At 68.4% G+C, this 24,969-nt stretch carries 25 protein-coding genes; 19 read left to right on the top strand and 6 right to left on the bottom strand.

Annotated elements, in window-relative coordinates; translation table 11 throughout:
* Positions 1 to 21 precede the first annotated feature (21 nt).
* The 4 genes from G154_RS05930 to G154_RS05915 all read left to right on the top strand — a co-directional run bounded on the left by G154_RS05930 (position 22) and on the right by G154_RS05915 (position 6,572).
* Positions 22 to 4,407, top strand: coding sequence for a non-ribosomal peptide synthetase (locus G154_RS05930; protein ID WP_019514596.1), 4,386 nt, complete (start codon positions 22 to 24; stop codon positions 4,405 to 4,407).
* Positions 4,404 to 5,717, top strand: a complete 1,314-nt coding sequence (gene mbtG, locus G154_RS05925) for an NADPH-dependent L-lysine N(6)-monooxygenase MbtG (RefSeq protein ID WP_019514597.1) — start codon at positions 4,404 to 4,406, stop codon at positions 5,715 to 5,717. Before G154_RS05930 ends, mbtG begins: the two co-directional genes overlap by 4 nt.
* Positions 5,695 to 5,904: an MbtH family protein gene (locus tag G154_RS05920; protein WP_019514598.1), complete on the top strand. Its 210-nt coding sequence runs from the start codon at positions 5,695 to 5,697 to the stop codon at positions 5,902 to 5,904. The genes mbtG and G154_RS05920 overlap by 23 nt, the downstream gene beginning before the upstream one ends.
* 62 nt (positions 5,905 to 5,966) lie before the next feature.
* Positions 5,967 to 6,572: a DUF998 domain-containing protein gene (locus G154_RS05915; RefSeq protein ID WP_019514599.1), complete on the top strand. Its 606-nt coding sequence runs from the start codon at positions 5,967 to 5,969 to the stop codon at positions 6,570 to 6,572.
* Here G154_RS05915 and G154_RS05910 read toward each other — a convergent pair.
* Positions 6,542 to 6,850, bottom strand: a complete 309-nt coding sequence (locus G154_RS05910) for a type II toxin-antitoxin system VapB family antitoxin (RefSeq protein WP_019514600.1) — start codon at positions 6,848 to 6,850, stop codon at positions 6,542 to 6,544. The two genes, G154_RS05915 and G154_RS05910, sit on opposite strands and share 31 nt — an antisense overlap.
* A gap of 200 nt (positions 6,851 to 7,050) precedes the next feature.
* Between G154_RS05910 and hrcA the strand changes: the two genes are divergently transcribed.
* The 8 genes from hrcA to era all read left to right on the top strand — a co-directional run bounded on the left by hrcA (position 7,051) and on the right by era (position 14,260).
* Entirely contained in the window at positions 7,051 to 8,082 is a 1,032-nt protein-coding gene (gene hrcA / locus G154_RS05905) for a heat-inducible transcriptional repressor HrcA (protein ID WP_019514601.1), read from the top strand.
* A 57-nt stretch (positions 8,083 to 8,139) separates the two neighbouring features.
* Entirely contained in the window at positions 8,140 to 9,291 is a 1,152-nt protein-coding gene (gene dnaJ / locus G154_RS05900; protein ID WP_019514602.1) for a molecular chaperone DnaJ, read from the top strand.
* Between the two features lie 29 nt (positions 9,292 to 9,320).
* Entirely contained in the window at positions 9,321 to 10,061 is a 741-nt protein-coding gene (locus tag G154_RS05895; protein ID WP_019514603.1) for a 16S rRNA (uracil(1498)-N(3))-methyltransferase, read from the top strand.
* A 79-nt stretch (positions 10,062 to 10,140) separates the two neighbouring features.
* On the top strand, positions 10,141 to 11,181 hold the full coding sequence (locus tag G154_RS05890; RefSeq protein ID WP_019514604.1) for a PhoH family protein: 1,041 nt from the start codon (positions 10,141 to 10,143) through the stop codon (positions 11,179 to 11,181).
* Between the two features lie 19 nt (positions 11,182 to 11,200).
* Positions 11,201 to 11,737: an rRNA maturation RNase YbeY gene (gene ybeY, locus G154_RS05885; protein WP_019514605.1), complete on the top strand. Its 537-nt coding sequence runs from the start codon at positions 11,201 to 11,203 to the stop codon at positions 11,735 to 11,737.
* Positions 11,734 to 13,029 (top strand): hemolysin family protein, encoded by a 1,296-nt coding sequence (locus tag G154_RS05880; protein ID WP_019514606.1) that lies wholly within the window; start codon positions 11,734 to 11,736, stop codon positions 13,027 to 13,029. The genes ybeY and G154_RS05880 overlap by 4 nt, the downstream gene beginning before the upstream one ends.
* Positions 13,026 to 13,349 carry a hypothetical protein gene (locus G154_RS05875; RefSeq protein WP_019514607.1) on the top strand — a complete coding sequence of 108 codons (324 nt, stop codon included), beginning with the start codon at positions 13,026 to 13,028 and terminating at the stop codon, positions 13,347 to 13,349. The genes G154_RS05880 and G154_RS05875 overlap by 4 nt, the downstream gene beginning before the upstream one ends.
* Positions 13,346 to 14,260, top strand: a complete 915-nt coding sequence (gene era / locus G154_RS05870; protein ID WP_019514608.1) for a GTPase Era — start codon at positions 13,346 to 13,348, stop codon at positions 14,258 to 14,260. The genes G154_RS05875 and era overlap by 4 nt, the downstream gene beginning before the upstream one ends.
* A 3-nt stretch (positions 14,261 to 14,263) precedes the next feature.
* Here era and G154_RS05865 read toward each other — a convergent pair whose 3' ends face one another.
* A complete protein-coding gene (locus G154_RS05865) occupies positions 14,264 to 14,809 on the bottom strand; it encodes a CAP domain-containing protein (RefSeq protein WP_023986023.1) in 546 nt (181 codons plus the stop codon).
* Positions 14,810 to 14,847: 38 nt separating this feature from the next.
* Positions 14,848 to 16,296, bottom strand: coding sequence for an amidase (locus G154_RS05860; RefSeq protein ID WP_045546601.1), 1,449 nt, complete (start codon positions 16,294 to 16,296; stop codon positions 14,848 to 14,850).
* Positions 16,297 to 16,362: 66 nt separating this feature from the next.
* On the opposite strand from G154_RS05860, the gene recO reads away from it, so the two are divergent.
* From recO to G154_RS05840, 4 genes are read left to right on the top strand one after another with little or no spacing between them, the layout of a single operon-like run.
* The gene (gene recO / locus G154_RS05855) at positions 16,363 to 17,205 is read left to right on the top strand and encodes a DNA repair protein RecO (protein WP_023986022.1); all 843 of its coding nucleotides are present in this window, start codon (positions 16,363 to 16,365) and stop codon (positions 17,203 to 17,205) included.
* Positions 17,153 to 18,037, top strand: coding sequence for a decaprenyl diphosphate synthase (locus G154_RS05850; protein ID WP_019514612.1), 885 nt, complete (start codon positions 17,153 to 17,155; stop codon positions 18,035 to 18,037). The genes recO and G154_RS05850 overlap by 53 nt, the downstream gene beginning before the upstream one ends.
* Positions 18,038 to 18,059: 22 nt before the next feature.
* Entirely contained in the window at positions 18,060 to 18,443 is a 384-nt protein-coding gene (locus G154_RS05845) for a hypothetical protein (RefSeq protein ID WP_019514613.1), read from the top strand.
* Positions 18,440 to 18,838, top strand: a complete 399-nt coding sequence (locus G154_RS05840; protein WP_019514614.1) for an NUDIX domain-containing protein — start codon at positions 18,440 to 18,442, stop codon at positions 18,836 to 18,838. The genes G154_RS05845 and G154_RS05840 overlap by 4 nt, the downstream gene beginning before the upstream one ends.
* On the opposite strand, the gene G154_RS05835 is transcribed toward G154_RS05840, so the two are convergent.
* Together G154_RS05835 and G154_RS05830 are read right to left on the bottom strand one after the other, a co-directional pair.
* Entirely contained in the window at positions 18,831 to 19,223 is a 393-nt protein-coding gene (locus tag G154_RS05835; RefSeq protein ID WP_019514615.1) for a Fur family transcriptional regulator, read from the bottom strand. The two genes, G154_RS05840 and G154_RS05835, sit on opposite strands and share 8 nt — an antisense overlap.
* The gene (locus G154_RS05830; protein WP_019514616.1) at positions 19,220 to 19,588 is read right to left on the bottom strand and encodes a metalloregulator ArsR/SmtB family transcription factor; all 369 of its coding nucleotides are present in this window, start codon (positions 19,586 to 19,588) and stop codon (positions 19,220 to 19,222) included. The genes G154_RS05835 and G154_RS05830 overlap by 4 nt, the downstream gene beginning before the upstream one ends.
* A 96-nt stretch (positions 19,589 to 19,684) precedes the next feature.
* Here G154_RS05830 and G154_RS05825 point away from each other — a divergent pair, with 96 nt between their 5' ends.
* The 3 genes from G154_RS05825 to G154_RS05815 all read left to right on the top strand — a co-directional run bounded on the left by G154_RS05825 (position 19,685) and on the right by G154_RS05815 (position 22,883).
* Positions 19,685 to 21,091 (top strand): glycine--tRNA ligase, encoded by a 1,407-nt coding sequence (locus G154_RS05825; RefSeq protein WP_019514617.1) that lies wholly within the window; start codon positions 19,685 to 19,687, stop codon positions 21,089 to 21,091.
* Between the two features lie 80 nt (positions 21,092 to 21,171).
* Positions 21,172 to 22,440, top strand: a complete 1,269-nt coding sequence (locus G154_RS26335; RefSeq protein ID WP_234713137.1) for an EspA/EspE family type VII secretion system effector — start codon at positions 21,172 to 21,174, stop codon at positions 22,438 to 22,440.
* Positions 22,437 to 22,883 carry a hypothetical protein gene (locus G154_RS05815; RefSeq protein ID WP_019514619.1) on the top strand — a complete coding sequence of 149 codons (447 nt, stop codon included), beginning with the start codon at positions 22,437 to 22,439 and terminating at the stop codon, positions 22,881 to 22,883. The genes G154_RS26335 and G154_RS05815 overlap by 4 nt, the downstream gene beginning before the upstream one ends.
* Here the strand turns inward: G154_RS05815 and G154_RS05810 are convergent.
* Positions 22,880 to 24,916 carry a TPM domain-containing protein gene (locus G154_RS05810; RefSeq protein WP_023986020.1) on the bottom strand — a complete coding sequence of 679 codons (2,037 nt, stop codon included), beginning with the start codon at positions 24,914 to 24,916 and terminating at the stop codon, positions 22,880 to 22,882. The genes G154_RS05815 and G154_RS05810 overlap by 4 nt on opposite strands.
* Between the last annotated feature and the right edge of the window lie 53 nt (positions 24,917 to 24,969).

Below are 24,969 nucleotides of genomic sequence, written 5' to 3'. Positions count from 1 at the left end.
ACAAGCCACGAGTGACAAGACATGGGTGACGCACCGGCCATCATCGACGTGATGGCACTGAGTCCGCTGCAACAGGGGTTGTACTCGCTTGCCGGACTGACCGACAGCGAGGCCGGAGCTGACCCGTACATCATCGCGATGGCCGCCGACGTGTCCGGTGCCCTGGACGCCGATCTGCTGCGGTCGTGTGCCGAGGCGATGTTGGAGCGCCATCCCAACATCCGGGTCAGCTTCTTCCAGGGCAACCTCAGCAGACCGGTCGCGGTGGTCCCCGCGACCTTCGACCTGCCCTGGCAGCACGTGGTGGTCGCCGATGCCGACGAGGCCGCCGCGGTGGAACTGCAGGCCCGCGCGCGGCCTTTCGATCTGGCGCACGGACCGGCGATCCGGTTCGTATTGGCCGAACTGCCGGACGCGCAGTGGCGATTCGTGGTCGTCGCCCATCACATCGTGATCGACGGCTGGTCGCTGCCGGTGTTCGTCAGCGAGCTCATGGCGCTCTACGGTGCCGGCGGCGACACCGCCGTCCTGCCGCCGGCCCGGCCCTACCGCGACTACATCGGCTGGCTGGCCGCCAGGGACCCGGGGGCCAGCAGGCAACGCTGGCACACCCACCTGCACGGCCTGGACGGGCCGACGATGCTGACACCGGCGCTGTCCGGGGACACCTCGGGCGGGTTGCCCGAGCGTACCGAGGCCGATCTCGACGAGCAGACCACCGAGCGCCTGGTCGAGGCCGCCCGCGCCCGTGGCGTCACCGTCAGCACGTTGTTCCAGATGGCCTGGGCGACGATCCTTTCCGCGTTCACCGACCGCGACGATGTGGTGTTCGGGGTGACGGTGTCGGGGCGACCCGACGAATTGTCCGGTGTCGAGTCGATGGTGGGGCTGTTCATCAACACCGTCCCGCTGCGGATCCGGTTGAACCCGGCTGAGCGAGCGGGCCGGCAGTGCCTTGCGGTGCAGCGCGAAGCCGCCGAACTGCGCGAGCACAGCTTCCTCAGCCACGCCGAGCTACGCGCCGCGGGCGGCGTCGGCGAGCTGTACGACACCCTGCTGGTCTACGAGAACTTCCCGCCCGGCGGCCTGGTCGGTGGCGGCGATGTCACGATGGGCGATGCGGTGATCCGGCCCGCGGCGTTGGAGAGCCTGTCGCATTTCCCGGTGACGATCGCCGCGCACCCGACCGATGGCCGGCTGACGGTGCTTGTCGAAACCCTCGACGGCGCACTCGGTCTGCTCGACCCGGCCACGCTCGCCGAGCGGGTACTGGTGGTGGTGCAGCGGTTGCTCGCCGGCTGGGACCGTCCGCTGCGCGATATCGCCGTCACCCTCGACGGCGAGCTCGACGTGACGCAATCCCAACCCCGATCCGTGCCCGCCGGCGGCGGTATCCACGCCGCGATCACCGCGGTTGCCCTTACGCGTCCTGATGCGCCCGCGCTCAGCTGGGATTCCGGCAGTCTGACCTACCGTGAACTCGACACCGCCGCAGACCGATTGGCCGCGGGACTGCAGCGCAGGGGAGTGGGGGCCGAGACGCCCGTACCGATCCTGTTGGCCCGCGGACCCGATTACGTGGTGGCGATGCTCGCCGTGCTCAAGGCCGGTGGGTTGATCGTGCCACTGGACCCGGCGATGCCCTCGCAGCGCGTGCAGGAGATCATCTCCCAGACCGGTGCCGAACTCGTCGTCGACGATGCGCTGCTGGCCGGTCTCGGCGATACCGCCGCCGACTCCACGACCGTGGCGGTCCGCCCAGGCCAGGGCGCCTACGTCGTCTTCACCTCGGGCACCACCGGAAAACCCAAGGGTGTCATCGGAACCCACCAGGCCGTGCTCGCCTACGGCGCCGACCACGCGGCCCGGATGTTGCGACCGGCGCGGGACCGGCTCGGTCGGGACTTGCGGATCGCGCACGCCTGGTCGTTCACCTTCGACGCGGCGTGGCAGCCACTGGTGGCCCTTTTCGAGGGCCATTGCGTCCACATCGTCAGCGATGCGGTGCAACGGGACGCCGAGGCGCTGGTCGCCGAGATCGGCCGGTTCGGCGTCGACATGATCGACACCACCCCGTCGATGTTCAGCCAGTTGCGCGCCGCCGGCCTGCTGTCGACCGTGCCGTTGGCCGTGCTGGCCCTCGGTGGGGAGAACATCGACACCGCGGCGTGGCAGGGCATCCGCACCGAATGTGAACGCAGCGGGATGCGCGCGCACAACTGCTACGGGCCGACCGAGACCACCGTCGAGGCGGTGGTCGCCGCAATCGCCGACCACCCGCAACCGTGCATCGGCGACCCGACGGCGACGAGCGCCGCCCATGTGCTGGACTCGTGGTTGCGTGCGGTTCCCGACGGCGTGGCCGGCGAGTTGTACCTCAGCGGTGGGCAGCTCACTCGCGGCTATCTCGGCAGGCCGGGGGAGACCGCGGCCCGGTTCGTCGCCGATCCGACCCATCCGGGCCGCCGGATGTACCGCACCGGGGACGTCGTGCGGCGGCTACCGGGGTCGGGTGCGTTGCACTACCTCGGGCGCAGCGATGACCAGGTCAAGATCCGGGGCTTCCGGGTGGAGCCCGGTGAGGTGACCGCCGCGCTGTACCGGCACCCCGAGGTGCGACACGCCCATGTCGCGGTGCGCAGGCACCGCAGCGGTCCGCGGCTGACGGCGTATGTGGTGTCCGAGGTGGCCACCTCGGAACTGCGCAGGATGCTCACCGCGACGCTGCCCAAGTACCTTGTCCCGCACCACATCATCGATGTGAATGAGATCCCGCTGACCGCCCACGGGAAGGTCGACGACCGGGCACTGGCCGCACTCGACGCCGATCGCGGTGTCGGGGTGGCCGCGGAGTTCGCCGCGCCGAGCACCGAGACCGAGATCGCGATCGCCGAGGTGCTCGGGGATCTGCTCGATGCCCGAGTGGTCGACGTCAACGCCGATTTCCTGGATCTGGGACTGGACAGCATCGTGGCGTTGTCGGTGGTGCAGGCGGTGCGCCGGCGCGGAATTCCGCTGCGGGCCAGGCTGATGCTGGAATGTGCGACCGTGCGCGAGCTGGCGAGCGCCATCGACGGCGATATCGTCGGCGATCCGGTGGACACCGACGACACCGGAGTGATCCCGCTGCTGCCCGCGGCACACTGGCTACTGGCCCACGGGGATGCCCGCCGACTGGCCCAGACCGAGGCGATCCGGCTGCCCGCCGATGTCACCCGGGAGCGCCTGGAGCTGTTGCTGGGCAACGTGATCGACGGTCACGAGGTGCTCCGATGCCGACTCGACCGGGCCGCGATGAACCTGGTCGAGCAGTCGCGCGAGAGGGATCTGCTCACCGAGGCGCGGGCGACCGGTGATCTGGCGGCCGCCGTCGCCGAGCACACCGACTCCTCGATCCAACGGCTCGATCCCGAACGCGGCGTGCTGTTCGACGCGGTCTGGCTGCACCATGACAGCGGTGCCGAGGTCCTGGTGTTGACCGCGCATGTGTTGGCGATGGATCCCGCGTCCTGGCAGATCGTGCTCGGTGAACTCGAAACCGGCTGGCACGCACTGGCTGCCGACCACAATCCGATGCCGGTCCGCGAGCACACCTCGCTACGGCGTTGGTCGAGACTGCTCGCCGAGCGCGCGTTGAAACTGGACACCTGCGATTTCTGGGAACGTCAACTCGCGGGCCCCGATCCCGATCTGGGTGCCCGGCGGGTCCGTCCGGATACGGACCGGGCCGCCGATGCCGAGATCAGCATGGCGTTCGTCGGCAGAGCGCTCACCGCCCGGGTGCTGGCGGCTCCGGTCGGGGTGACCGAGGTGCTGGCGGCGGCGACCGCGCGCACGATCACCGCGTGGCGACATCGGCACGGACATGTCGTGGGCACACCGCTATTGGCCATCGAGACCCACGGCCGGGCCGATATCGCGGTCTCGGAAGGGGTGGCCGACGACAACCGGCAGATCGACACCGGCGATACCGTCGGACTGCTCAGTGCCATCTACCCGGTGCGGTTGGCCTCCGAGGATGCTCTCGGGGTGGCCGCCGAGCTGGCCGCCATACCCGGTGACGGCATCGACTACGCCCTGCTGCGATACCTGCGCGGTGACACCGCCGAACGTCTCGGCGGCCACCGCGACCCGCAGGTGCTGCTGAACTATCTCGGCCGGCTCCGCCAGGTCCCCGGGCGGTCGGCGCTCACGGTTGACCGGGCGCTGCTCAACGATGTGTCGCGGATCCCGGAGCCGAATCTGGCCATTCGCCACGAGATCACACTCAACGTGCTGATCGTCGAGAAGGACGGAGCTCCCGTGCTCGGAACCCAGTGGCGCACACTGCCTGACATCTTCACCGCCGAGGATGTCGCGACCTGGCAGGCGCTGTGGCAGGAAGCACTGAACGAGGTGATCTCATGACCAAGACGCTTGCCGTCATCGGTGCCGGGGTGAAGGCCATCGCGGTGGCGGCCAAGGCCGCCGAGCTGCGGGCGATGGGGGTTCCCGCCCCCGAGGTGGTGGCGATCGAGCGCACCGCGGTGGCGGCCAACTGGCAGGCCGCCGGCGGCTGGACCGACGGCCAGCACCGCCTGGGCACCGGACCGGAGAAGGATATCGGTTTCCCGTACCAGTCCGCACTCGTCGCGCGGCGCAACGCCGAGCTCGACGAGCGGATGATGCGGCACAGCTGGCAGTCCTATCTCGTCTCGTCGGGGCAGTTCGCGGAGTGGATCGACCGCGGCAGGCCCGCGCCGACGCACAAACGATGGAGCCAGTACCTGAACTGGGTGGCGAGCAATATCGGGATGCAGGTGCGCACCGGCGATGTCACCGAGATCGGGTTGCAATACACCGACGACGCGACCCGTTGGGAGCTGGGCACCCGCGAGGGCGTCGTGCATGCCGACGCGTTGATGATCACCGGGCCGGGGCAGGCCGAGCGGTCCCTGCTGCCCGGCAACCCACGGGTGCTCTCGATCGCGCAATTCTGGCATCGGGCCGCCCAGAACGAGCTGATCTCGGCGGACCGCGTCGCCGTCATCGGTGGCGGCGAGACGGCCGGCACCATGCTCGACGAGCTTTTCCGCCACCGGGTTTCGACCATCACGGTGATCTCACCGCAGGTCACCCTGTTCACCCGCGGCGAGGGATTCTTCGAGAACTCGCTGTACTCCGATCCCATCCACTGGGCAGGGCTGACACCCGCGGAGAAACGCGACGCGATGAACCGCACCGACCGCGGCGTGTTCTCGGTGCGGGTGCAGGACGCGCTGCTGGCCGATGACCGGATCCGGCACCTGCGCGGCCGGGTGGCGCACGCGGTGGCCCGCGACGAGCGGATCCGGCTCACCTTGCAGACCGAGCGCGGCGGCGAACGGCTGGAGACGGTGCACGGTTTCGACCTGGTGATCGACGGGTCCGGCGCCAACGCCATGTGGTTCGTCCCGCTGCTGCGGCAGGAGGCGCTCGATGTGCTGGAGCTCGGACTGGGCGGACCGCTGACCGCCGACAGCATCACCGAATCCATCGGCTATGACCTGTCGGTCGACGATGTCGACCCGAAGTTGTTCCTGCCCGGACTCGCCGGGTTGACCCAGGGACCCGGTTTCCCCAACCTCAGCTGCCTGGGCCGGTTGTCCGACCGGGTGCTGGGATCCGATGTTTTCGCCACCCCCGCAGTGCAGACCGACAACAGGAGGAAAGCCCATGAGCAACAATCCATTCGATGACGAGGACGGCGCCTTCTTCGTGCTGATCAACGACGAGGAGCAGTACAGCCTCTGGCCGACGTTCGCCGATGTGCCCGCCGGCTGGCGGGTGGTGTTCGGGGAGAGCACCCGCGCCGACTGCCTGGCCTATGTCGAGGAGAACTGGAACGACCTGCGACCCAAGAGCCTGCGCGACGCCATGTCCTGACGGTCGCCATTCTCCCGCGAGGAGACGCATGTACCCCCGCAAAGGTGGGCATTGAGGGGTATATGAGACTGCTCGCCGGTGAGGGGGTGGGGCCTGCCGCGGCGCTGTGGATCCTCGGGGCCGTCGGATACTTCGCCGCCGAGGCGCTGGCCGCCGCGGCGCTGCCGGGATACCGCTACGGCGACGACTACATCAGCGCCCTGGGCAACCCGGCCGTCTCACCGCACGCAACGTGGATGAACGTGGCGTTCGCCCTGCAGGGTCTCTGTTTCGCCGCGGCCGCCCTGCTCGCCACACGCGCATCGCGGCGACGCCGCTGGTTCTCGGCGTTCGCGGTGGCCAACGGTCTCGGCAACATCCTGATCGCGGTGGTGCACAGCGGGCAGGGCAACAGCTGGCATGTCATCGGGGCGGGGTTGGCGATCATCGGCGGTAATGCCGCGGCCCTGGGCGGCGCCGGGTGGCCCGCCCCGTGGTGGTACCGCGGCGCCTCGGCGCTGCTCGGCCTCACCGGGCTGGTATGCCTGGCGGTCACCGTCGTCGGACCGGCTGCGATCGGGGCGTGGGAACGCGCGGCCGTGTATCCGATCTTCGCCTGGCAGTTGATGACCGCCGGCTACCTGCTGAGCGGACGGAGTCACGCCGGCAGCGGGTCGTCCATGTTGTAGACGCGTGCATGCAGGACCGTCCGGTTGCGCAGGGCGGCGCGCACGGCACGGTGCAGCCCGTCCTCCAGATAGATGATTCCCTGCCAGCGCACGGCGTGCGGGAAAAGGTCGCCGTAGAACGTGGAGTCCTCCGACAGCAACCGATCCAGGGCCAGCACGGTGGTCGTGGTCACCAACTCGTCGAGCCGGATCTGGCGGGGCGGGATCTGCGCCCACTGCCGGTAGGACAGGCCGTGTTCGGGATACGGCTTCCCGTCGCGGACACCTTTGAAGATCACCGGCCGTCTCCCATGAAGGTGAGGTTAATCGCAAACGACCGGCGATGTCGGCAATGTCTTTGCCTTGTCAACCACGCACCGGCGACTCGATCCGGCGTTACGCGCCGTCGCTGCGAATCCGCCCTGCTGATGCCCGTAAAATAACGGCATAACCTGCCCACATCGAGGGTAAGTACAGGTGAACTTCCGGAGGTGAATGCATGGGTAGTGCCGATGACCGTCGCTTCGAGGTGTTGCGAGCCATCGTCGCCGACTTCGTCGCCACCAAGGAACCGATCGGGTCCAAGACGCTCGTGGAACGGCACAACCTCGGCGTATCGAGCGCCACGGTGCGCAACGACATGGCCGTACTGGAAGCCGAGGGGTACATCACCCAGCCGCACACCAGTTCGGGCCGGGTGCCCACCGAGAAGGGTTACCGCGAGTTCGTCGACCGTCTCGACAATGTGAAACCCATGTCGTCCGCCGAGCGCCGGGCGATCCTGGGCTTCCTGGAATCCGGGGTGGACCTCGACGATGTGCTGCGCCGCGCCGTGCGCCTGCTGGCCCAGCTGACCCGGCAGGTCGCCATCATCCAGTACCCGACGCTGTCGGCGTCGACCGTCCGCCATCTCGAGGTCGTGGCGCTGACACCGGCCAAGCTGCTGCTGGTGGTCATCACCGACAGCGGCCGCGTCGACCAGCGGGTGGTGGAACTGGGCGATGCCATCGACGATCATCAACTGTCCCAGTTGCGTGAGCGCCTCGGCGCGGCATTGGAGGGCAAGCCGCTGTCGGCGGCCTCGGTGGCGGTCGCCGATCTGGCGAGCACCCTCGACGGTCACGGTGGCCTGGGTGATGCAGTGGGCCGAGCCGCGACCGTGCTGGTGGAAACCCTCGTCGAACACACCGAGGAGCGCCTGGTGCTGGGCGGCACCGCCAACCTCACCCGCAACACCGCGGACTTCGGTGGCTCGCTGCGGTCGGTGCTCGAGGCACTGGAAGAGCAGGTGGTGGTGCTGCGGCTGCTCGCGGCGCAGCAGGAGGCCGGTAAGGTCACCGTGCGTATCGGGCACGAGACCGAGGCCGAGCAGATGCTGGGGACGTCGGTGGTCAGCACCACCTACGGCAGCTCGGGCAAGGTGTTCGGCGGCATGGGTGTGGTCGGTCCCACACGGATGGACTATCCGGGAACGATCGCCAACGTCGCCGCAGTTGCTCTCTACATAGGTGAAGTTCTGGGCACCCGATAGTCGGGGCGTCAACAGCAGTGGCATGCCGCCGATGGCGGTACGAGAGAGGTTTCAAGCGTGGCACGCGATTATTACGGCCTGCTCGGTGTGAGCAAGGGCGCCAGTGATTCGGAGCTCAAGCGCGCCTACCGCAAGCTGGCCCGTGAACTGCATCCCGATGTCAATCCCGATGAGGCGGCACAGGCGCGGTTCACCGAGATCCAGGTCGCCTACGAGGTGCTCTCCGATCCGGAGAAGCGGCGCATCGTCGACCTCGGCGGCGATCCGATGGAGAACGCGGCCGCCGGCGGTGGCGGATTCGCCGGTGGATTCGGCGGCCTCGGCGATGTCTTCGAGGCCTTCTTCGGCGGCGGCGCCGGCTCACGCGGCCCGATCGGCCGGGTCCGCCCCGGCTCGGACTCGCTGCTGCGGATGCGCCTGACGCTGGCCGAATGCGCGACCGGGGTGACCAAGCAGGTCACCGTCGACACCGCGGTGTTGTGCGATCTGTGCCAAGGCAAGGGCACCCACGGCAACTCCAAGCCCCAGACCTGTGGCACCTGCCATGGTCAGGGCGAGGTGCAGACCGTGCAGCGCTCACTTCTGGGTCAGGTCATGACCTCGCGTCCCTGCCCGGTCTGCGGCGGGGTCGGCGAGACCATCCCGGATCCGTGCCATCGCTGCGGTGGTGACGGCCGCGTACAGGCCCGCCGCGAGATCAGCGTGAAGATCCCGGCAGGCGTCGGCGATGGGATGCGAGTGCGGCTGGCCGCCCAGGGTGAGGTCGGCCCCGGCGGTGGCCCCGCCGGCGACCTCTATGTCGAGGTGCACGAACAGCAGCACGAGGTGTTCGTCCGTGACGGCGACGATCTGCACTGCACCGTCACCGTGCCGATGTTCGACGCGGCACTGGGCACCACGGTCACGGTCGACGCCATCCTCGACGGCCCGATCGAAATGGAGATTCCGGCGGGCACCCAGCCCGGCGCGGTGACGACCCTGCGCGGGCACGGGATGCCGCATCTGCGCTCCGGGGTGCGCGGCAATCTGCACGCCCATATCGAGGTGCTGATCCCGACCAGGCTCGACCACACCGATACCGAACTGCTGACCAAGCTCAAGGAACACCGCCCGCGTGATGTGGCGGAGGTGAGGTCGGCCAACGGCTCGGCGGCAGGAGCGGCCGGCGGGCTGTTCAGCCGGCTGCGCGAGACCTTCTCCGGTCGGTGATCGCGCCGAACCAGGCGGCCTGAGCTGCGATGCGGAGCCTGTTCTACGTCGACGCGCTGCCCGATGTCGGGACAGTCGTGGTGGTCGACGGTGACGAGGGTCATCACGCCGCCACCGTGCGCCGCACCCGCGTCGGGGAGGAACTCGACCTCGGCGACGGTGCCGGCACCGTCGCCCACGTCATCGTCGAAGAGGCGGCCAAGGGCCGGCTCGCGGCTCGGGTGCTGGCCGTCACCGAGGTCGCACCCGCACGGCCGGCGGTGACCGTCGTGCAGGCGCTGCCCAAGTCCGAGCGTTCCGAGCTGGCCGTCGAACTCGCCACCGAGGCCGGCGCGGACACCTTCCTGGCCTGGCAGGCCGGCCGCTGCGTGGCCCGCTGGGAATCACCGGCCAAGATCGACAAGGGACTCGCCCGCTGGGCGGCGGTCGCCCGCGCGGCCGCCCGACAGTCGCGGCGCCCACACATCCCGGCCGTCGAGGCGATGGTGTCCACCAAGGACCTGCTCGCCAGGGTCGCAGGCACCCCGACCCTGGTCCTGCACGAGTCGGCGACCGTGGGCATCGCCGAGGCACTGTCGGCCGGTGTCGAGGAGTTGATGCTGGTGATCGGGCCAGAAGGTGGGATCGCCCCGGAAGAGTTGGCCGCGTTGACCGAGGCCGGTGCGCAGCCGGTGCGGCTGGGGCCGTCGGTGCTGCGTACCTCCACGGCCGCGGCCGTCGCGCTCGGTGCCATCGGTGTGCTCAGCGGCCGCTGGGACCTGCAGAACTGACCGTTGGGCCACGTCGGTACCCGGCGGTAAACTCGGTGAGCACCATTCGAGAAACCAGAAAGCAGGCACGAAACTCCACGTGACGCCCCGCGAGACGACCGCTGGCCCGATCACCGGACCGGTACGAAGCAGCATCACAGTTCCGCCCGACACCATCGTGGGCCTGCTCGGCTCGGCCGACGAGAATCTGCGTGCGCTGGAAGGACTGCTCACCGCCGATATCCATGTCCGCGGTAATGCCATCACCTTCAGCGGTGAGCCCGCCGACGTGGCGCTGGCCGAGCGTGTCGTCGGCGAGTTGGTCGCGGTGGTGACACGCGGCCAGCCGCTGACCCCGGATGCGATCAGGCAGAGCGTGTCGATGCTCACCGGTGGATCCGATGCCTCCCCGGCCGAGGTGTTGACGCTGGACATCCTGTCCCGACGCGGGAAGACGATCAGGCCCAAGACGCTCAACCAGAAGCACTATGTCGATGCGATCGATTCGCACACCATCGTGTTCGGCATCGGGCCCGCCGGCACCGGGAAGACCTATCTCGCGATGGCCAAGGCGGTCGCCGCGCTGCAGGCCAAGGATGTCAACCGGATCATCCTGACCCGGCCCGCGGTCGAGGCCGGTGAACGGCTGGGCTTCCTGCCCGGCACGTTGACCGAGAAGATCGACCCCTACCTGCGTCCGCTGTACGACGCGCTGCACGACATGATGGACCCGGCGGCGATCCCGAACCTGTTGGCGGCCGGGGTCATCGAGGTCGCGCCGCTGGCGTTCATGCGCGGCCGCAGCCTCAACGATGCGTTCATCATCCTCGACGAGGCGCAGAACACCACGCCCGAGCAGATGAAGATGTTTCTGACCCGGCTGGGCTTCGGCTCCAAGATGGTGGTCACCGGTGACGTCACCCAGGTCGACCTGCCCGGTGGTGCGCAGTCCGGATTGCGGGCCGCCTCGGACATCCTCGCCGGTATCGACGATATCCACTTCTCCCGCCTCACCAGCGCCGATGTGGTGCGGCACCGGCTGGTGTCGGAGATCGTGGACGCCTATTCGCGCCACGAGGGGCAACCCGATCTGGTCAACCGTGCGCAGCGGCGCTCCTCGGCCGGTCGGCCGCGACGATGAATGACGGAAAACTACTGACATGAGCATCGAAGTCTCCAACGAGTCGGGCATCGACGTCTCCGAACAGGAACTCATCAGCGTCGCGAAATTCGTGATCGCCCAGATGGATGTCAATCCGGCCGCCGAGTTGTCCATGGTGTTGCTCGACGAGACCGCGATGGCCGACCTGCACATGCGCTGGATGGACCTGCCCGGGCCCACCGACGTGATGAGTTTCCCGATGGACGAGCTGGAACCCGGCGGTCGTCCCGACGCCGCCGAGCCCGGACCGTCGATGCTCGGCGATATCGTGCTGTGCCCGGAGTTCGCCGCCAAGCAGGCCGAGAAGGCGGGGCACTCCCTGGGTCAGGAGCTGGCGCTGCTGACCGTGCACGGTGTGCTGCACCTGCTCGGCTACGACCATGCCGAACCCGACGAGGAGAAGGAGATGTTCGCCTTGCAGCGTCGCCTCCTCGAGGAATGGGTGGCCGCCCAGGTCGAGGCATATCGCCAGGATCTGCAGAACGCGAAGGATCGCCGGCTGCTGGACGGGTCGCGATACTTCGATCAGCCGTGACCGGGATAGCACCGTTGATCGGTGCCGTGCTGCTGATCGGGCTCGGCGGACTCTTCGCCGCCGTCGACGCGGCGATCAGCACCGCCTCGCTGGCCAGGGTCGAGGAGATGGTGCGCGATGAGCGCCCCGGTGCGATGCGGCTGGCCCGGGTGTTGGCCGACCGGCCCCGCTACATCAATCTCGTTGTGCTGCTGCGCATCACCTGCGAGGTGAGCGCCACCGTGCTGTTGGTGTCCTATCTGGACGGTCCGCTCGGTGTCGAATGGGGCCTGTTCACCGCCGCGGCCACCATGGTGGTGGTCAGCTTCGTGGTCATCGGTGTCGGCCCGCGCACCGTCGGCAGGCAGAATGCCTACACCATCGCGCTCGCCTCGGCGTTGCCGTTGCACGCGATCTCGGTGCTGCTCACCCCGGTCAGCCGGCTCCTGGTGCTGATCGGTAACGCACTCACCCCGGGGCGCGGATTCCGCAACGGCCCGTTCGCCTCCGAGATCGAGCTGCGCGAGGTGGTCGATCTGGCCCAGCAGCGTGGCGTGGTGGCCGATGACGAGCGCCGGATGATCCAGTCGGTGTTCGAACTCGGTGACACCCCGGCACGCGAGGTGATGGTGCCGCGCACCGAGATGGTGTGGATCGAGAGCGACAAGACCGTTGCCCAGGCGACGTCGCTGGCGGTGCGCAGCGGGCATTCCCGTCTTCCGGTCATCGGGGAGAACGTCGACGATGTCGTCGGTGTCATCTACCTCAAGGACCTTGTGCAGCAGACCCGGCTGGAACGCGCCAGGATGGACATCCGGGTCGGCGACCTGATGCGCCCCGCGGTGTTCGTGCCCGACTCCAAACCGTTGGACACCCTGCTGCGGGAAATGCAGCGCGACCGAAATCACATGGCCCTGCTGGTCGACGAGTACGGCGCCATCGCCGGGCTGGTCACCATCGAGGACGTGCTTGAGGAGATCGTCGGGGAGATCAACGACGAGTATGACGCCGGTGAGGTGGCGCCGTGGGAGGAACTGGGGGACAGCACCTTCCGGGTGTCGGCGCGGGTGCCCATCGAAGATCTCACTGAGCTCTACGACGATCTGCGGATCGACGAGGACCTGGAGGTCGACACCGTCGGCGGCCTGCTGGCCCACGAGTTGGGCCGGGTTCCGTTGCCCGGCGCGCAGGTCAGCTGGAACGGGCTGCGGTTGCGTGCCGAGGGCGGACCGGACCATCGCGGGCGGGTGCGCGTCGGCACCGTGTTGATCAGCCCTGAAGAACCCAGCCCCAGCGAGGAGAGCGGTACATGACTGTGCAGGACGAGGACGCCAAGCTGGTGACGCTGGCGCGCGGGGCGATGGGCCGCGCCGAGGCGCCCGAGGGCGCGGCGGTGCGTGATCTCGACGGCCGCACCTACGCCGGTGCGCCGGTCCGGTTGGCGGCGCTGCAGCTGACCGCCCTGCAGGCCGCGGTGGCGGCCGCGGTGTCCAGCGGTGCCGCGGGCCTGGAGGCCGCGGTGCTGGTCGGCGGATCGGCAGACGACGCCGGGATCGCCGCGGTGACCGAGCTGTCGCCAGGGGCGGCGGTCATCGTCACCGACCGCGCGGGAACCCCACTGGAGTCCCGGTGAGTGTCGAGTTCCGGTCCGGTTTCGTCTGTTTCGTCGGCCGCCCCAACACCGGCAAGTCCACCCTGACCAACGCGCTGGTGGGGCAGAAGGTCGCCATCACCTCCAACCGGCCGCAGACCACCCGGCACACTATCCGCGGCATCGTGCACCGGGAGAATTTCCAGATCGTCCTCGTCGACACCCCCGGCCTGCACCGGCCGCGCACCCTGCTCGGGAAGCGACTCAACGAGCTGGTGAAGGACACCTACTCGGAGGTCGACGTGATCGGCTTCTGCATCCCCGCCGACGAGGGCATCGGTCCCGGCGACCGCTGGATCTTCGAACAGATCTGCGCCGTCGCACCGCGCACCACGCTGATCGTCGTGGTCACCAAGACCGACAAGGTGTCCCGTGAGAAGGTGGCCGAGCAACTGGTCGCCGTCCAGGAGGAGTTCGGCGCCAAGGCTGCCGATATCGTCCCGGTCTCGGCGACCGCCGGGCAGCAGATCGACGTCCTCACCGATGTGCTGGTCTCCCACCTCGAACCGGGGCCCGCGTTCTATCCCGACGGCGAGCTGACCGACGAGCCCGAGGAAGTCCTGATGGCCGAGCTGATCCGCGAGGCCGCACTCGAGGGCGTGCGCGACGAGCTACCGCACTCACTGGCCGTCGTCATCGACGAGGTCGAAGAACGCGAGGGACGCCCCGACGACGACCCGCTGTTGGACGTGCGTGCCATTCTCTACGTCGAACGGGACAGTCAGAAGGGCATCGTGATCGGCAAGGGCGGGGCGCGGTTGCGCGAGGTCGGTACCGCGGCCCGTCACCAGATCGAGAAGCTGTTGGGCACCAAGGTGTTCCTGGAGCTGCGGGTCAAGGTCGCCAAGAACTGGCAGCGTGATCCCAAACAGCTCGGCCGCCTCGGGTTCTGAGCCCTACGGCGTCCAGCCGGGAACCTGCCCGAAGTCACGGATGTTCGAGGGCACCGGCGGTGCGCCGTCACCCTTGCCGTACACCGCGACCACGACGGTGCGGTCCAGCACGCTCTCCGACCACACGCCGATGTCGACGTTGGTGCAATCGGCCATGATCGCGTAGTAGTCGGGCCGGTGATACCACTGGTTGATCAGCTCGATACCGCTGATCGCCAGCGCCGGGTTGATCGCCACCGTCTCGGCCACCGCACCGGCGTACCCGGCATTGCGGGCGCGGTCGGCGACGGTCGTGCCGTCGGAACCGATATCGGCGTTCAGCGCTCGGTTGTTCAGCACATCGTTGGTGTGCCACTGGGCGGCCAGCCGCAGCTTCGGGTTGATCTTCACATCGTTGTTGCAGCCGGCCTGGTGCTGGACGGTGTAGACATTGGCGACCACACCGTCGTTGAGGCGACGGTTGTCGGCATGGGCGGCCGGTGCGGTCAGCACCGTCCCGGCAGCCAGCGCCACCACCGGCAGGGCGGTCACCCAGCGGCGGGACGACATCGAGGGCGACAGCAGCAACGACGACATGAACGAGCACATTACGTGAGCGTCGGCTCCTGCCACCAGGGTTCGGGCTGCTGGGCCATCCACCCGTTGACCGCCTCCAGCTGACCGGCCAGCGAGATCAGCAACGGTTCGCTGTCGGCAGGCCCCATCAGCTGGACCCCGATGGGCAGGCCGTCGGCGGTGAATCCGGCGGGGATGTTGATCGAGGGCCAGCCGAGCAGATTCCACGGCCAGGTCACCGGACAGGCGCGGATCATCGCCCGATCGGTGGCCAGCGGACCGCGATCGTCGTACTCGTCGACCAGCGGCGGGGGCTGGGCCGTGGTCGGTGCGAGCACGACATCGGCGATATTGAAGATCCAGCCGATCCGGCGCTGGGCGTCGGCCTCGGCCGCGCGCGCCTTGCGCAGGGTGTTCTGGGAGAGCGCCCAGCCGGTGCGGATGTTGCCGATGGTGCGCTTGTCGAGGTCGACATCGGAGCCCAACCGCTGCGACCACTCCACCAGGCCTGCGGTGGAGCGGGACAGGAAGTTCCAGGACATCTTGAGGTGGTAGTCCGGGTCCGCCCGGACGGTGTGGTGGCCGAGCTGTTCGAGTTGGCCTGCGACGCGCTGCAGGGCCGTGGTGATCTCCGGGTGCAGTGTGGACCGGAAGAAGGTGAACGGCAGGGCGGTGGACACCGCCACCCGCAGCGCCCCCGGCGCCCGGCCGACATGGTCGGACACCCGCACCGGAGCCGGTTTGTGCAGATCGCCGTCGGCGTTGCCGGACGCGGCGTCCAGCACGATGGCGGCATCGGTGACGGTGCGGGCCAGCACGCCGTTGACGGTGATCCCGTTGAACGCCTCGGGCAGCGGCCAGGTGGATATCCGGCCACGCTGGGGTTTGATGCCCACCAGATGGGTCCAGGCCGCCGGGATGCGCACGCTGCCGGCCCCGTCGGAACCGATGGCCGCGGTGACTAGTCCGGCGGCCACGGCCGCGGCGCTGCCGCCGGAGGACCCGCCCGGGCTGTGCCGTGGTGACCACGGGTTGTAGGTGTGTCCGAAGCCGGGTCCGCTGGTGAACGGCCACTGGCCCAGTTCGCAGGTGTTGGTCTTGCCGACGATGACCGCCCCGGCCGCACGCAGCCGGCGCACCACCTCGGCGTCGGCGGTGGCGGGCGGCGGGTTGCCGACGGTCCCGAAACGGGTGGGCACGCCGGCGACGTCCACGTCATCCTTGACCGCAATGGGGATGCCGAGTAATGGAAGGTGTTGTCCGGCAGCGCGTTTGCGGTCGGCTTCGGCGGCGTCGGCGAGGGCCTGCTCGGTGAGCACGACGCGGAACGCGTTCAGGCGGGATTGGCTGGCCTCGATGGCGGTCAGGGACTGGCGTACCAGTTCCTCGGAGGTCGTGGCGCCGCTGGCGAGCCGGTACAGCTGTTGGGTGAGGGTGGGAAAGACGCGCATACGAACGGGATTCTTCTGGGTGACAGACATACGATGTCCGAGGATATCCGGCGTTGCGATGGCGCCGATGTCACCGTGCGGTGCGACACTGGGCGGATGCGGTTGTACCGGGATCGAGCGGTCGTGCTGCGCCAGCACAAGCTCGGCGAGGCCGACCGGATCGTGACGCTGCTCACTCGTGAGAACGGTGTGGTGCGCGCGGTGGCCAAGGGGGTGCGCCGTACCCGCAGCAAGTTCGGGGCGCGGCTGGAGCCGTTTGCGCACATCGATGTTCAGCTGCATCCCGGCCGTAACCTCGACATCGTCACCCAGGTGCAGTCCATCGACGCCTTCGCCGTCGACATCGTCAGTGATTACGGCCGCTACACCTGCGCCTGCGCGGTGCTGGAGACCGCCGAACGGCTCGCCGGCGAGGAACGCGCCCCCGTCCCGCAACTGCACGGTCTCACCGTGGCGGCGCTGCGGGCGGTCGCCGAGGGCCGCCGTCCCCGTGAGCTGGTGCTCGACGCGTACCTGCTGCGGGCGATGGGGATCGCCGGCTGGGCGCCTGCACTGACCGAATGTGCCCGCTGTGCCGCGCCGGGCCCACACCGGGCCTTCAATGTGGCCGCAGGTGGCAGCGTGTGCGTGCATTGCCGACCGTCTGGATCGGCAACCCCCGCTCAGGCTGTGCTGGAGCTCATGTCCGCGCTGCACGATGGGGATTGGGAGTTTGCGCAAGCCTCCACCACCTCGCACCGCAGCCAGGCCAGCGGTCTGGTGGCCGCGCACCTGCAATGGCATCTTGAACGTCAGCTGCGGACATTGCCGCTGGTGGAGCGGGTCTACCGGGTCGATAGTGCGGCCGTTGAACGCCGGACGGCGGTGTTCGGGCAGGATATGGCGCATGGCAATCAAACGGGGCAAGGTCACCTACCCGCAGCTGCCCCCGGCGCCTGAGGACTATCCGGAATTCCCGGACACCTCGACGTGGCCGGTGGTGTTCCCCGACCTGCCACCCAAGACCAACGGCCGGTTCTCCCGGCCGCCGCAGCACCCTTCCAAGGCGGTTCCCCCGCAGATCCCCGCCGACCAGGTCCCCAACCACGTCGCGGTGGTGATGGACGGTAACGGCCGCTGGGCCACCCAGCGTGGGTTGGGCCGCACCGAGGGACACAAGATGGGTGAGGCGGTGCTGATCGACATCACCTGCGGAGCCATCGAACTGGGTATCAAGCACCTGTCGGTGTACGCGTTCTCCACCGAGAACTGGAAGCGCAGCACCGAGGAGGTGCGCTTCCTGATGGGCTTCAACCGCGAGGTGGTGCGCCGACGCCGGGAGAACCTGGACGCGATGGGCGTCAACATGCGCTGGGTCGGATCGCGCCCGCGGATGTGGAGCAGCGTCATCAAGGAGTTCGACATCGCCGAGCAGATGACGGTCGGCAACGACGTCATCACCGTCAACTACTGCGTCAACTACGGCGGGCGCACCGAGATCGTCGAGGCCGCACGGCAACTCGCCGAGGAGGCGGCGGAGGGCAAGATCAACCCCGGCCGGATCAGCGAAGCGTCGTTCGCCAGGCATCTGCACCGTCCCGACATCCCCGATGTCGACCTGTTCATCCGGACCTCCGGTGAGCAACGTGCCAGCAACTTCCTGCTCTGGCAGGCCGCGTATGCCGAGTATGTCTTCCAGGACAAGCTCTGGCCGGACTACGATCGCCGGGATCTGTGGGCGGCGTGCGAGGAGTACGTGCACCGTAATCGTCGCTTCGGGCGGGCCGAATGATGAGCCTGAGCGGGAGGGCCTGATGAATCTGCAGGAGCGGCTGGCGGCCGTCGTGGAGGCCTTGCTGCCTGCCACCCGCGAAGAGGACGGCGCGCTGACGGTGCACCATGACGGCACGTTCGCCTCGCTGCGGGTCGTCAGTGTGGGCGAGGGGCTGGACATGGTGTCGTTGAACCAGATCCTGGCCTGGGATAAGCCGCTCGATGACGCGCTGCGCGGGACCGTCGCCGGGCACACCCGGAACACCCTGTTGGGCACCGTCTCACTGGTCGAAAAGGATGGGTCGGCAGATGTGCTGCTGCGCTACAACTTTCCCGCGTCGGGACTGACCGATGAGGCGCTCAGCACGTTGATCATGATGGTGCTGGCGACCGGCGCCGATGTGCGTCGCACGTTGGTGGCATGAGCGCCGTCATCCGGGTGGTCGCCGCCGTCGTGCTCGACGCGCGTGCGCACGTACTGGTGGTGCGCAAGCGCGGGACGACGGCGTTCATGCAGCCCGGCGGCAAGATCGAACCGGGGGAGACGCCACTGCAGGCCCTGCATCGGGAGATCGCCGAGGAGCTCGGGGCGGGTATCGTCGCCGACTCGGTGCGCGACCTTGGCCACCACGACGCGGCCGCGGCCAACGAGCCCGGTCACCGGGTGGCCGCCGATCTCTTCCTCGTCGAACTCGATGGTCCGCCGAGCGCGGCGGCCGAGATCGCCGAGATGGCGTGGATCGATCCGCACGCGCCCGGCGATATCGAACTCGCCCCGTTGACCAGGGACACGGTGCTGGAGTTCGTGCGGGTCAGCTGACCGCGCAGGGGCCGCACAGTCCGAAGATCTCGATGGTGTGGCTCACCTCGGTGAATCCGTGTTCGGCGGCCACCTCGTCGGCCCAGACTTCGGCGGCACCGCCGTCGACCTCCACGGTGCTGCCGCACACCCGGCACACCAGGTGATGGTGGTGATGGGCCGAGCAGCGGCGGTAGACCGACTCGCCGGTGTCGGTGCGCAGGGTGTCGACCTGGCCTGCGGCGGCCATCGACTGCAGGGTGCGATACACGGTCGTCAGCCCGATGCCCTCACCCTGCTTGCGCAGCTCATCGTGTAACTCCTGCGCGGACCGGAAGTCGTCGATGTTCTCCAGCAAGGTGGAGATGGCCGCGCGTTGCTTGGTCGATCGCACCGGTGTGCTCATCGGTCGTCCTCCGAGGCGTGTGTGACGGCGGCGATGACGATCTCGGCCAGGTGATGGTCGACCAGGCGGTACATCACCTCGCGGCCGCTGCGCTCCCCGGCCACCACGCCGGCGGATTTCAGGATCCGCAGGTGCTGGCTGACCAGCGGTTGGGGCACGTCGAGCGCGTCCACCAGCTCGTGCACGCAGCGTATCGACTCGCGCAGCTGCAGCACGATCGCGATGCGGAGCGGTGCGGCGAGCGCACGCAGCAGGTCGCCGGCGTTGTCCAGAACCGCGCGCGGGGGCAACTCGGGGAACGGCGCGCTCTCATGGGAGTGCGCGGAATGGTCCTCGGCCGTGGCAGAATTGGAAATGATTTTCATTACGAGTCAGAATACATGCAGATCCATGCATGTCAACGTCTGTCGGTCACCGGCCCGGGCGCAACCCGCGGCAGGTCCTCGCTACGCTATTGACCCGTGGCTTCGTCTCCTTCGATCATCGACACCGTTGCAAACCTGGCGAAACGCCGTGGGCTCGTCTATCAATCGGGCGAGATCTACGGCGGTACCAAGTCCGCCTGGGACTACGGGCCACTCGGCGTGGAACTCAAGGAGAACATCAAGAAGCAATGGTGGCGCTCGGTGGTCACCGGTCGCGATGATGTCGTGGGCCTGGACTCGGCGATCATCCTGCCGCGGCAGGTGTGGGTGGCCTCCGGGCATGTCGCGGTGTTCAACGACCCCCTGGTGGAGTGCCTCAACTGCCACAAGCGGCACCGACAGGATCACCTGCAGGAGGCCTACTTCGAGAAGCGGGGCGCCAAGGACGGTCTGGCCGACCCGGACGCCGTGCCGATGGCCGATATCGTCTGCCCGGACTGCGGGACCAAGGGGCAGTGGACCGAGCCCCGTGACTTCAACATGATGCTGAAGACCTACCTCGGGCCGATCGAGTCCGAGGAAGGCCTGCACTACCTGCGTCCGGAGACCGCGCAGGGCATCTTCGTCAACTTCGCCAACGTGGTCACCACCTCGCGCAAGAAGCCGCCGTTCGGCATCGGCCAGATCGGCAAGAGCTTCCGCAACGAGATCACGCCGGGCAACTTCATCTTCCGGACCCGCGAGTTCGAGCAGATGGAGATGGAGTTCTTCGTCGAACCGTCGACCGCGCCGGAGTGGCACAAGTACTGGATCGAGACGCGCCTGCAGTGGTACATCGACCTCGGGATCCGGCCGGAGAACCTGCGGCTCTACGAGCACCCGCTGGAGAAGCTGTCGCACTACAGCGCGGGCACCACCGATATCGAGTACAAGTTCGGTTTCACCGGAAACCCGTGGGGTGAGCTGGAAGGTATCGCCAACCGGACCGATCACGATTTGTCCAGTCACGCAAAGTCATCCGGGGTGGATCTGACCTATTACGACCAGGCGTCCGACACGCGGTATACGCCGTATGTGATCGAGCCGGCGGCCGGCCTGACCCGGTCGTTGATGGCGTTCCTGGTGGACTCCTACCGCGAAGACGAGGCCCCCAACGCCAAGGGTGGGGTGGACAAGCGCACCGTGCTCAAGCTCGACCCGCGACTGGCCCCGGTCAAGGCGGCGGTGTTGCCGTTGTCGCGGCATGCCGACTTGTCGCCCAAGGCAAAGGATCTCGCCGCCGAGCTGCGCCAGAGCTGGAATGTCGAGTTCGACGATGCCGGCGCCATCGGCCGCCGGTACCGCAGGCAGGACGAGATCGGCACCCCGTTCTGCGTCACGCTGGACTTCGACTCGCTTGAGGACCACGCCGTGACCGTGCGCGAGCGTGATGCCATGACCCAGGAGCGGGTGGCGATCTCTGAGGTGTCGAACTACCTCGCGGTGCGCCTCAAGGGCTGCTGACGACCTCCGTCGCCCGCGAGCGGGCGAACGTGGCCCTGGGTAGCCCTGAACTCGCTCCGCCCTGAATTGCCGCGTCGTAGGTGTGCTGGGCTCACCTAGGATTTGAGTGCAGGGATTCAGAGGGGGCGGCGATCAGCGTTCTTGCGGCATTTCTTTCGACGTGGGACAACGCCCGCGCGACGCTCGGCGAGGGCACACCGGTCGGTGGCACCGAGTTCGACCAGAGCCGCCCGCTCGATGGGCTGCGGGAGGTGGTTGCCTCTGCCGCGCCCGGGTCGGACTGGACGGGTGCCGCCGCCGACGCCTACGCCGGTCGCAACGAGCGGTTGGCCGGCAGCATAAGGGGGCTCGCCGAACTCGATCGGCGACTCGGCTCCGAGGTCGATCGCTCCGCTCAGGTGGTCGCTGCCGGTCGTCGGGACCTGGAGGAGATCAAGCAGTGGGTGCTGAGCGCGGCCGCCAGCGTGCCACCCAACGCGGCCGGTGAGCGTGTGTTGATCCCCGTCGTGTCACGCGGTGTGGGCGAGGTCGCAGACATCCTGCGCCGCTCCAATACCGATATGAACGGCATCGCGGCCCGCATCCGCGCCATCGGGGAGGGATATCAGGCGCTGGGGGACCGCGAGGGTCGCGACGGCGACACCGATGACCCCGACGGTCAGCCGACCGATCAGCCGCCTGCTGAGCCGGGCGAGAACGGCATCCCCGAACCACCGCCGTGGAGCAAGCACGATGAAGGGTCCGGTGAATGGGGCTCGCAGCCCTGGTATTCACGGGGCGACGACCTGGCGTTCAAGGCGGCGATCGAAGGCGGTCTGCCGCTGATCGAGCAGAAATGGCCGCACGCTGCGGAGCTCCTTGACCACTACTTGGACAACACGGGCAAACCGTACAACCTGGACGTGAACTCGATGATGAACGATATCCCGCAGATGCAGGCCCGCGGGGATGCGATGGTCAACGACGAGGTGAATCGAATCGTGGCCGAGGCCGCCGCGACCGGCCAGTACGGTCAGCCCGTCTCGTTCCGCACCCCGTGGCAGGGTTACTACATGGATCCTGACGCCAATCCCGACTGGTACCGCGCGGTCGGCGGGGTGGACATGTCGGCCGGTGGCGTGGTGACCGTCTACCCGCCGGACACACCGGGCGGTGAGCCCCGGGTTCACGTCGAGTCGCAGGTGAATGTCGCCGATCGATACAACTGGGACGCTGGAAAGGAAACCAAGATCGGCCCCATCACCATCACCGACGCTCAGATGGCAGGCCTGCAAACCGCCGGGCTGGCACGTGAATTCGACATCAGGGGTGCGTCGTCGGTCTCGACCTATGACGGAGCGCCCCGATGAGGCTGACTGTGGTCCTGGCGGTTGCGCTGCTGATGCTGTGTGCTTGCTCGAAGCCAGAAACCCCGCGCGACGGAGGAGACCAGAACATGCCGGTACCGGCGCAGACCGCAGCGCAATTCGGCGATGTGATCCTTCCGCCGGATGTCCAGGTTCTCGGCACCGACACCGATTCCGGTCGAGACACCCGCTACCGGTTGGCGTTACGGATGACCGAGGCGCAGCTGGGCGAGTTTCTCGCGCAGTTCTCCGAGGCGCCCCGGCCTTCCGATATCCCGAAGTCCACGAAAGTGATAGCCGGACCCGAGCTGAGCACGGCACCCGACCCCCGCTACGCGCAGGACCAGGTGGACACGGCCGCGCACGGCACGGTCACCCGCGAGATCATCGTCGACGAACGCGCACCCGATGAGGTGTACGTTCACCTTTCGCTGTACACGACCTAGAAGCGGCCACCGCCACCACCGAAGCTGCCACCACCGAAGCCGCCGCCCCCTGATCCACCGAAGGACGTCGAACGCCAGCTACCGCCGCCGACGCTGCCACCGATACCGCCGCGCAGCGCCCCGGACAGGATGTTGCCGATAATGATGCCGCCAAGCACCGCACCGGAATTCGACCCGCCACCGTAGTGCTGGGAGTTGTAGGCCTGACTGGCGTAGCTGACATCGTTGTTCGCCAGCTGCTGGGCCTGCATGGCCAGCGACGTCGCGCTGTTGGCGTGCGCGATGGCCGTCGGAAGGCTCTCGGTCGAGTTGTCGGCGGCCTTGTCCTGTGCGGCCTGCAGCTGCCGCACCGCCTCGGCCAGCCGGGTACGCGCCTCGGGACCGACGCTGCCGCGCCGGGTGTCGATGAAATCGCTGACCCCGCGCACCCGGGACTGCGCCGCGGCCAGCGCCTGCTCGTAGGACCGACGCAACCGCTCCTGGGCCTGCCGTTCCTCGGCGACGGCCGCCAGCAGCCGGTCCAGATCGGCGTCGGCCTGCGTCAGCGCGCTGAAGGCGCCCAGCGGGTCGGTGTTCCCGGACTCCTGCGCCGTCGCGACCGCCTGCGCGGCGGCATCGCGGGCCGCCTTCAGCTCGGCGGCCTCGTCGACACCGCCGCGGCTCAGTTGCGTATCGGCGGCCGCGATACCGGCCTGCACATCGGCGATCTCCTCGGGCAGCGTCGCGATCGCCCGGCTGATGTCACCGGCCGCGCTGTCGATCGCGTCGAGCATCGTGCGGGCCTGCCCCAGTGCGGATTCGGCGGCCCGCACGGAATCGACCAGCCCGGCCTGCTGCCCGGCCGGCCTGGCCACCAGCGCCCGGGCATTGGTGATGTTCTGGTCGGCGAAGGCCAGCCGCTGTTTGGCGGTGTCGATGTTGTCGGCCACCGAATGCAGCGCGGTCGGGGCGAATTGCCGGCTCAACTCGGCCAGCGCCTGCTCGGCCGGCGCGATGCGGGTGGTCAGGTCGACCATCTGCTGGGTCAGCACGTCGAGGCGGGCCGGCGCGTTGATCACCAGATCACGCAGTTGGCCGAATGCCTCGCGCTGCGTATCGAGTTCGCGATCGGCCCTGGCCGCCGCGACGATCACCCGGGTGAGCAGGTCGCGACGCTGGGCCGGGGTCTCGGGCACCGTGTCGTCGAGGATCTGCCGCGCGTTGAAGGCCTGCGTCAGCGCGGTCCGCGCCGCGGTGACGGCGGCACTGAACGGCGCGGTGCGCTGTTCGCCGAATTCCTCGACGGCCAGTGTCAATTCGTTGTCGCTGGTGCGCACCGCGTTGTCGACCTCGACGACGATCGACCGGGACAACTCGTCCAGCGTTTCCAGCGGCACCGCGGCCAGCGCACTCGGATCGGTCGGATCGACCCGCTGTGCGGCGGCCAGATCGGCCTCGCGGCGTTTGCGTGCGCGCCGCCGCGACCACAGCAGCAGGCCGAGCACGCCAATCCCGAGGATGGCCAGCATCACCAGCACGCCGAACCAGTTCAGCCCCGGCGATGAGCTGGTGGTCTTGGCGTCGAGTCCGTCGGCGGCGGCGACGGCCGCGGCGGCCCAGTTCCCGTCGCGCAGCGCGGGCTCGATCTCGGTGCGCCGCAGCGTATTGGCCTCGGAGTTGCTGGCCGCCGCGGAACCGGTGAGGAAGGCATAGGCGCGGTCGGCGGTCGCGACGGCGAGCAGCGCGTCGTACTCGCCGAGATCGCTGGCTCGCAGGGTGGCCTGCGCCCACGGCTCGGCGTTCTGCCCGGAGAAGCTGTCCACGTAGACGACCCACAGCCGCACCTGGCGATTCTGGTAGAGCCGGTCGATGGCCTGACCGACCTGTTCCTCACCTGTGGCGCCGAGGACGTTGGACTCGTCGACGATCTGGCTGGGCAGCCGCAGTGGAGGTCGCGCCGCCGCCTCGGGCGCCGTGAGTAGCGCCGCGGGTGCGATCGACAGGGCCGCGGTGAGGGCCACGAGCAGCATGCTGAGCAATCGGGCTAGGCGCATGCCCGTCAATCTAGTGACTCGCCGAGCGAAGTGGCGGCAGTCATGTCCGAACC

It is taken from the genome of Mycobacterium sp. VKM Ac-1816D (assembly GCF_000416385.1).
Classification (GTDB): domain Bacteria; phylum Actinomycetota; class Actinomycetes; order Mycobacteriales; family Mycobacteriaceae; genus Mycobacterium; species Mycobacterium neoaurum_A.
Note: the sequence above shows the minus strand (reverse complement) of the source record. Positions and strands in the feature narration are given on the sequence as shown.

Coding starts and splice junctions, on each gene's coding strand:
- G154_RS05930 (WP_019514596.1), top strand. CDS start 22: ATGGGTGACGCACCGGCCATCATCGACGTGATGGCACTGAGTCCGCTG.
- mbtG (WP_019514597.1), top strand. CDS start 4,404: ATGACCAAGACGCTTGCCGTCATCGGTGCCGGGGTGAAGGCCATCGCG.
- G154_RS05920 (WP_019514598.1), top strand. CDS start 5,695: ATGAGCAACAATCCATTCGATGACGAGGACGGCGCCTTCTTCGTGCTG.
- G154_RS05915 (WP_019514599.1), top strand. CDS start 5,967: ATGAGACTGCTCGCCGGTGAGGGGGTGGGGCCTGCCGCGGCGCTGTGG.
- hrcA (WP_019514601.1), top strand. CDS start 7,051: ATGGGTAGTGCCGATGACCGTCGCTTCGAGGTGTTGCGAGCCATCGTC.
- G154_RS05895 (WP_019514603.1), top strand. CDS start 9,321: ATGCGGAGCCTGTTCTACGTCGACGCGCTGCCCGATGTCGGGACAGTC.
- ybeY (WP_019514605.1), top strand. CDS start 11,201: ATGAGCATCGAAGTCTCCAACGAGTCGGGCATCGACGTCTCCGAACAG.
- G154_RS05875 (WP_019514607.1), top strand. CDS start 13,026: ATGACTGTGCAGGACGAGGACGCCAAGCTGGTGACGCTGGCGCGCGGG.
- G154_RS05865 (WP_023986023.1), bottom strand. CDS start 14,809: ATGTCGTCCCGCCGCTGGGTGACCGCCCTGCCGGTGGTGGCGCTGGCT.
- G154_RS05860 (WP_045546601.1), bottom strand. CDS start 16,296: ATGTCTGTCACCCAGAAGAATCCCGTTCGTATGCGCGTCTTTCCCACC.
- recO (WP_023986022.1), top strand. CDS start 16,363: ATGCGGTTGTACCGGGATCGAGCGGTCGTGCTGCGCCAGCACAAGCTC.
- G154_RS05850 (WP_019514612.1), top strand. CDS start 17,153: ATGGCAATCAAACGGGGCAAGGTCACCTACCCGCAGCTGCCCCCGGCG.
- G154_RS05845 (WP_019514613.1), top strand. CDS start 18,060: ATGAATCTGCAGGAGCGGCTGGCGGCCGTCGTGGAGGCCTTGCTGCCT.
- G154_RS05840 (WP_019514614.1), top strand. CDS start 18,440: ATGAGCGCCGTCATCCGGGTGGTCGCCGCCGTCGTGCTCGACGCGCGT.
- G154_RS05835 (WP_019514615.1), bottom strand. CDS start 19,223: ATGAGCACACCGGTGCGATCGACCAAGCAACGCGCGGCCATCTCCACC.
- G154_RS05830 (WP_019514616.1), bottom strand. CDS start 19,588: ATGAAAATCATTTCCAATTCTGCCACGGCCGAGGACCATTCCGCGCAC.
- G154_RS05815 (WP_019514619.1), top strand. CDS start 22,437: ATGAGGCTGACTGTGGTCCTGGCGGTTGCGCTGCTGATGCTGTGTGCT.
- G154_RS05810 (WP_023986020.1), bottom strand. CDS start 24,916: ATGCGCCTAGCCCGATTGCTCAGCATGCTGCTCGTGGCCCTCACCGCG.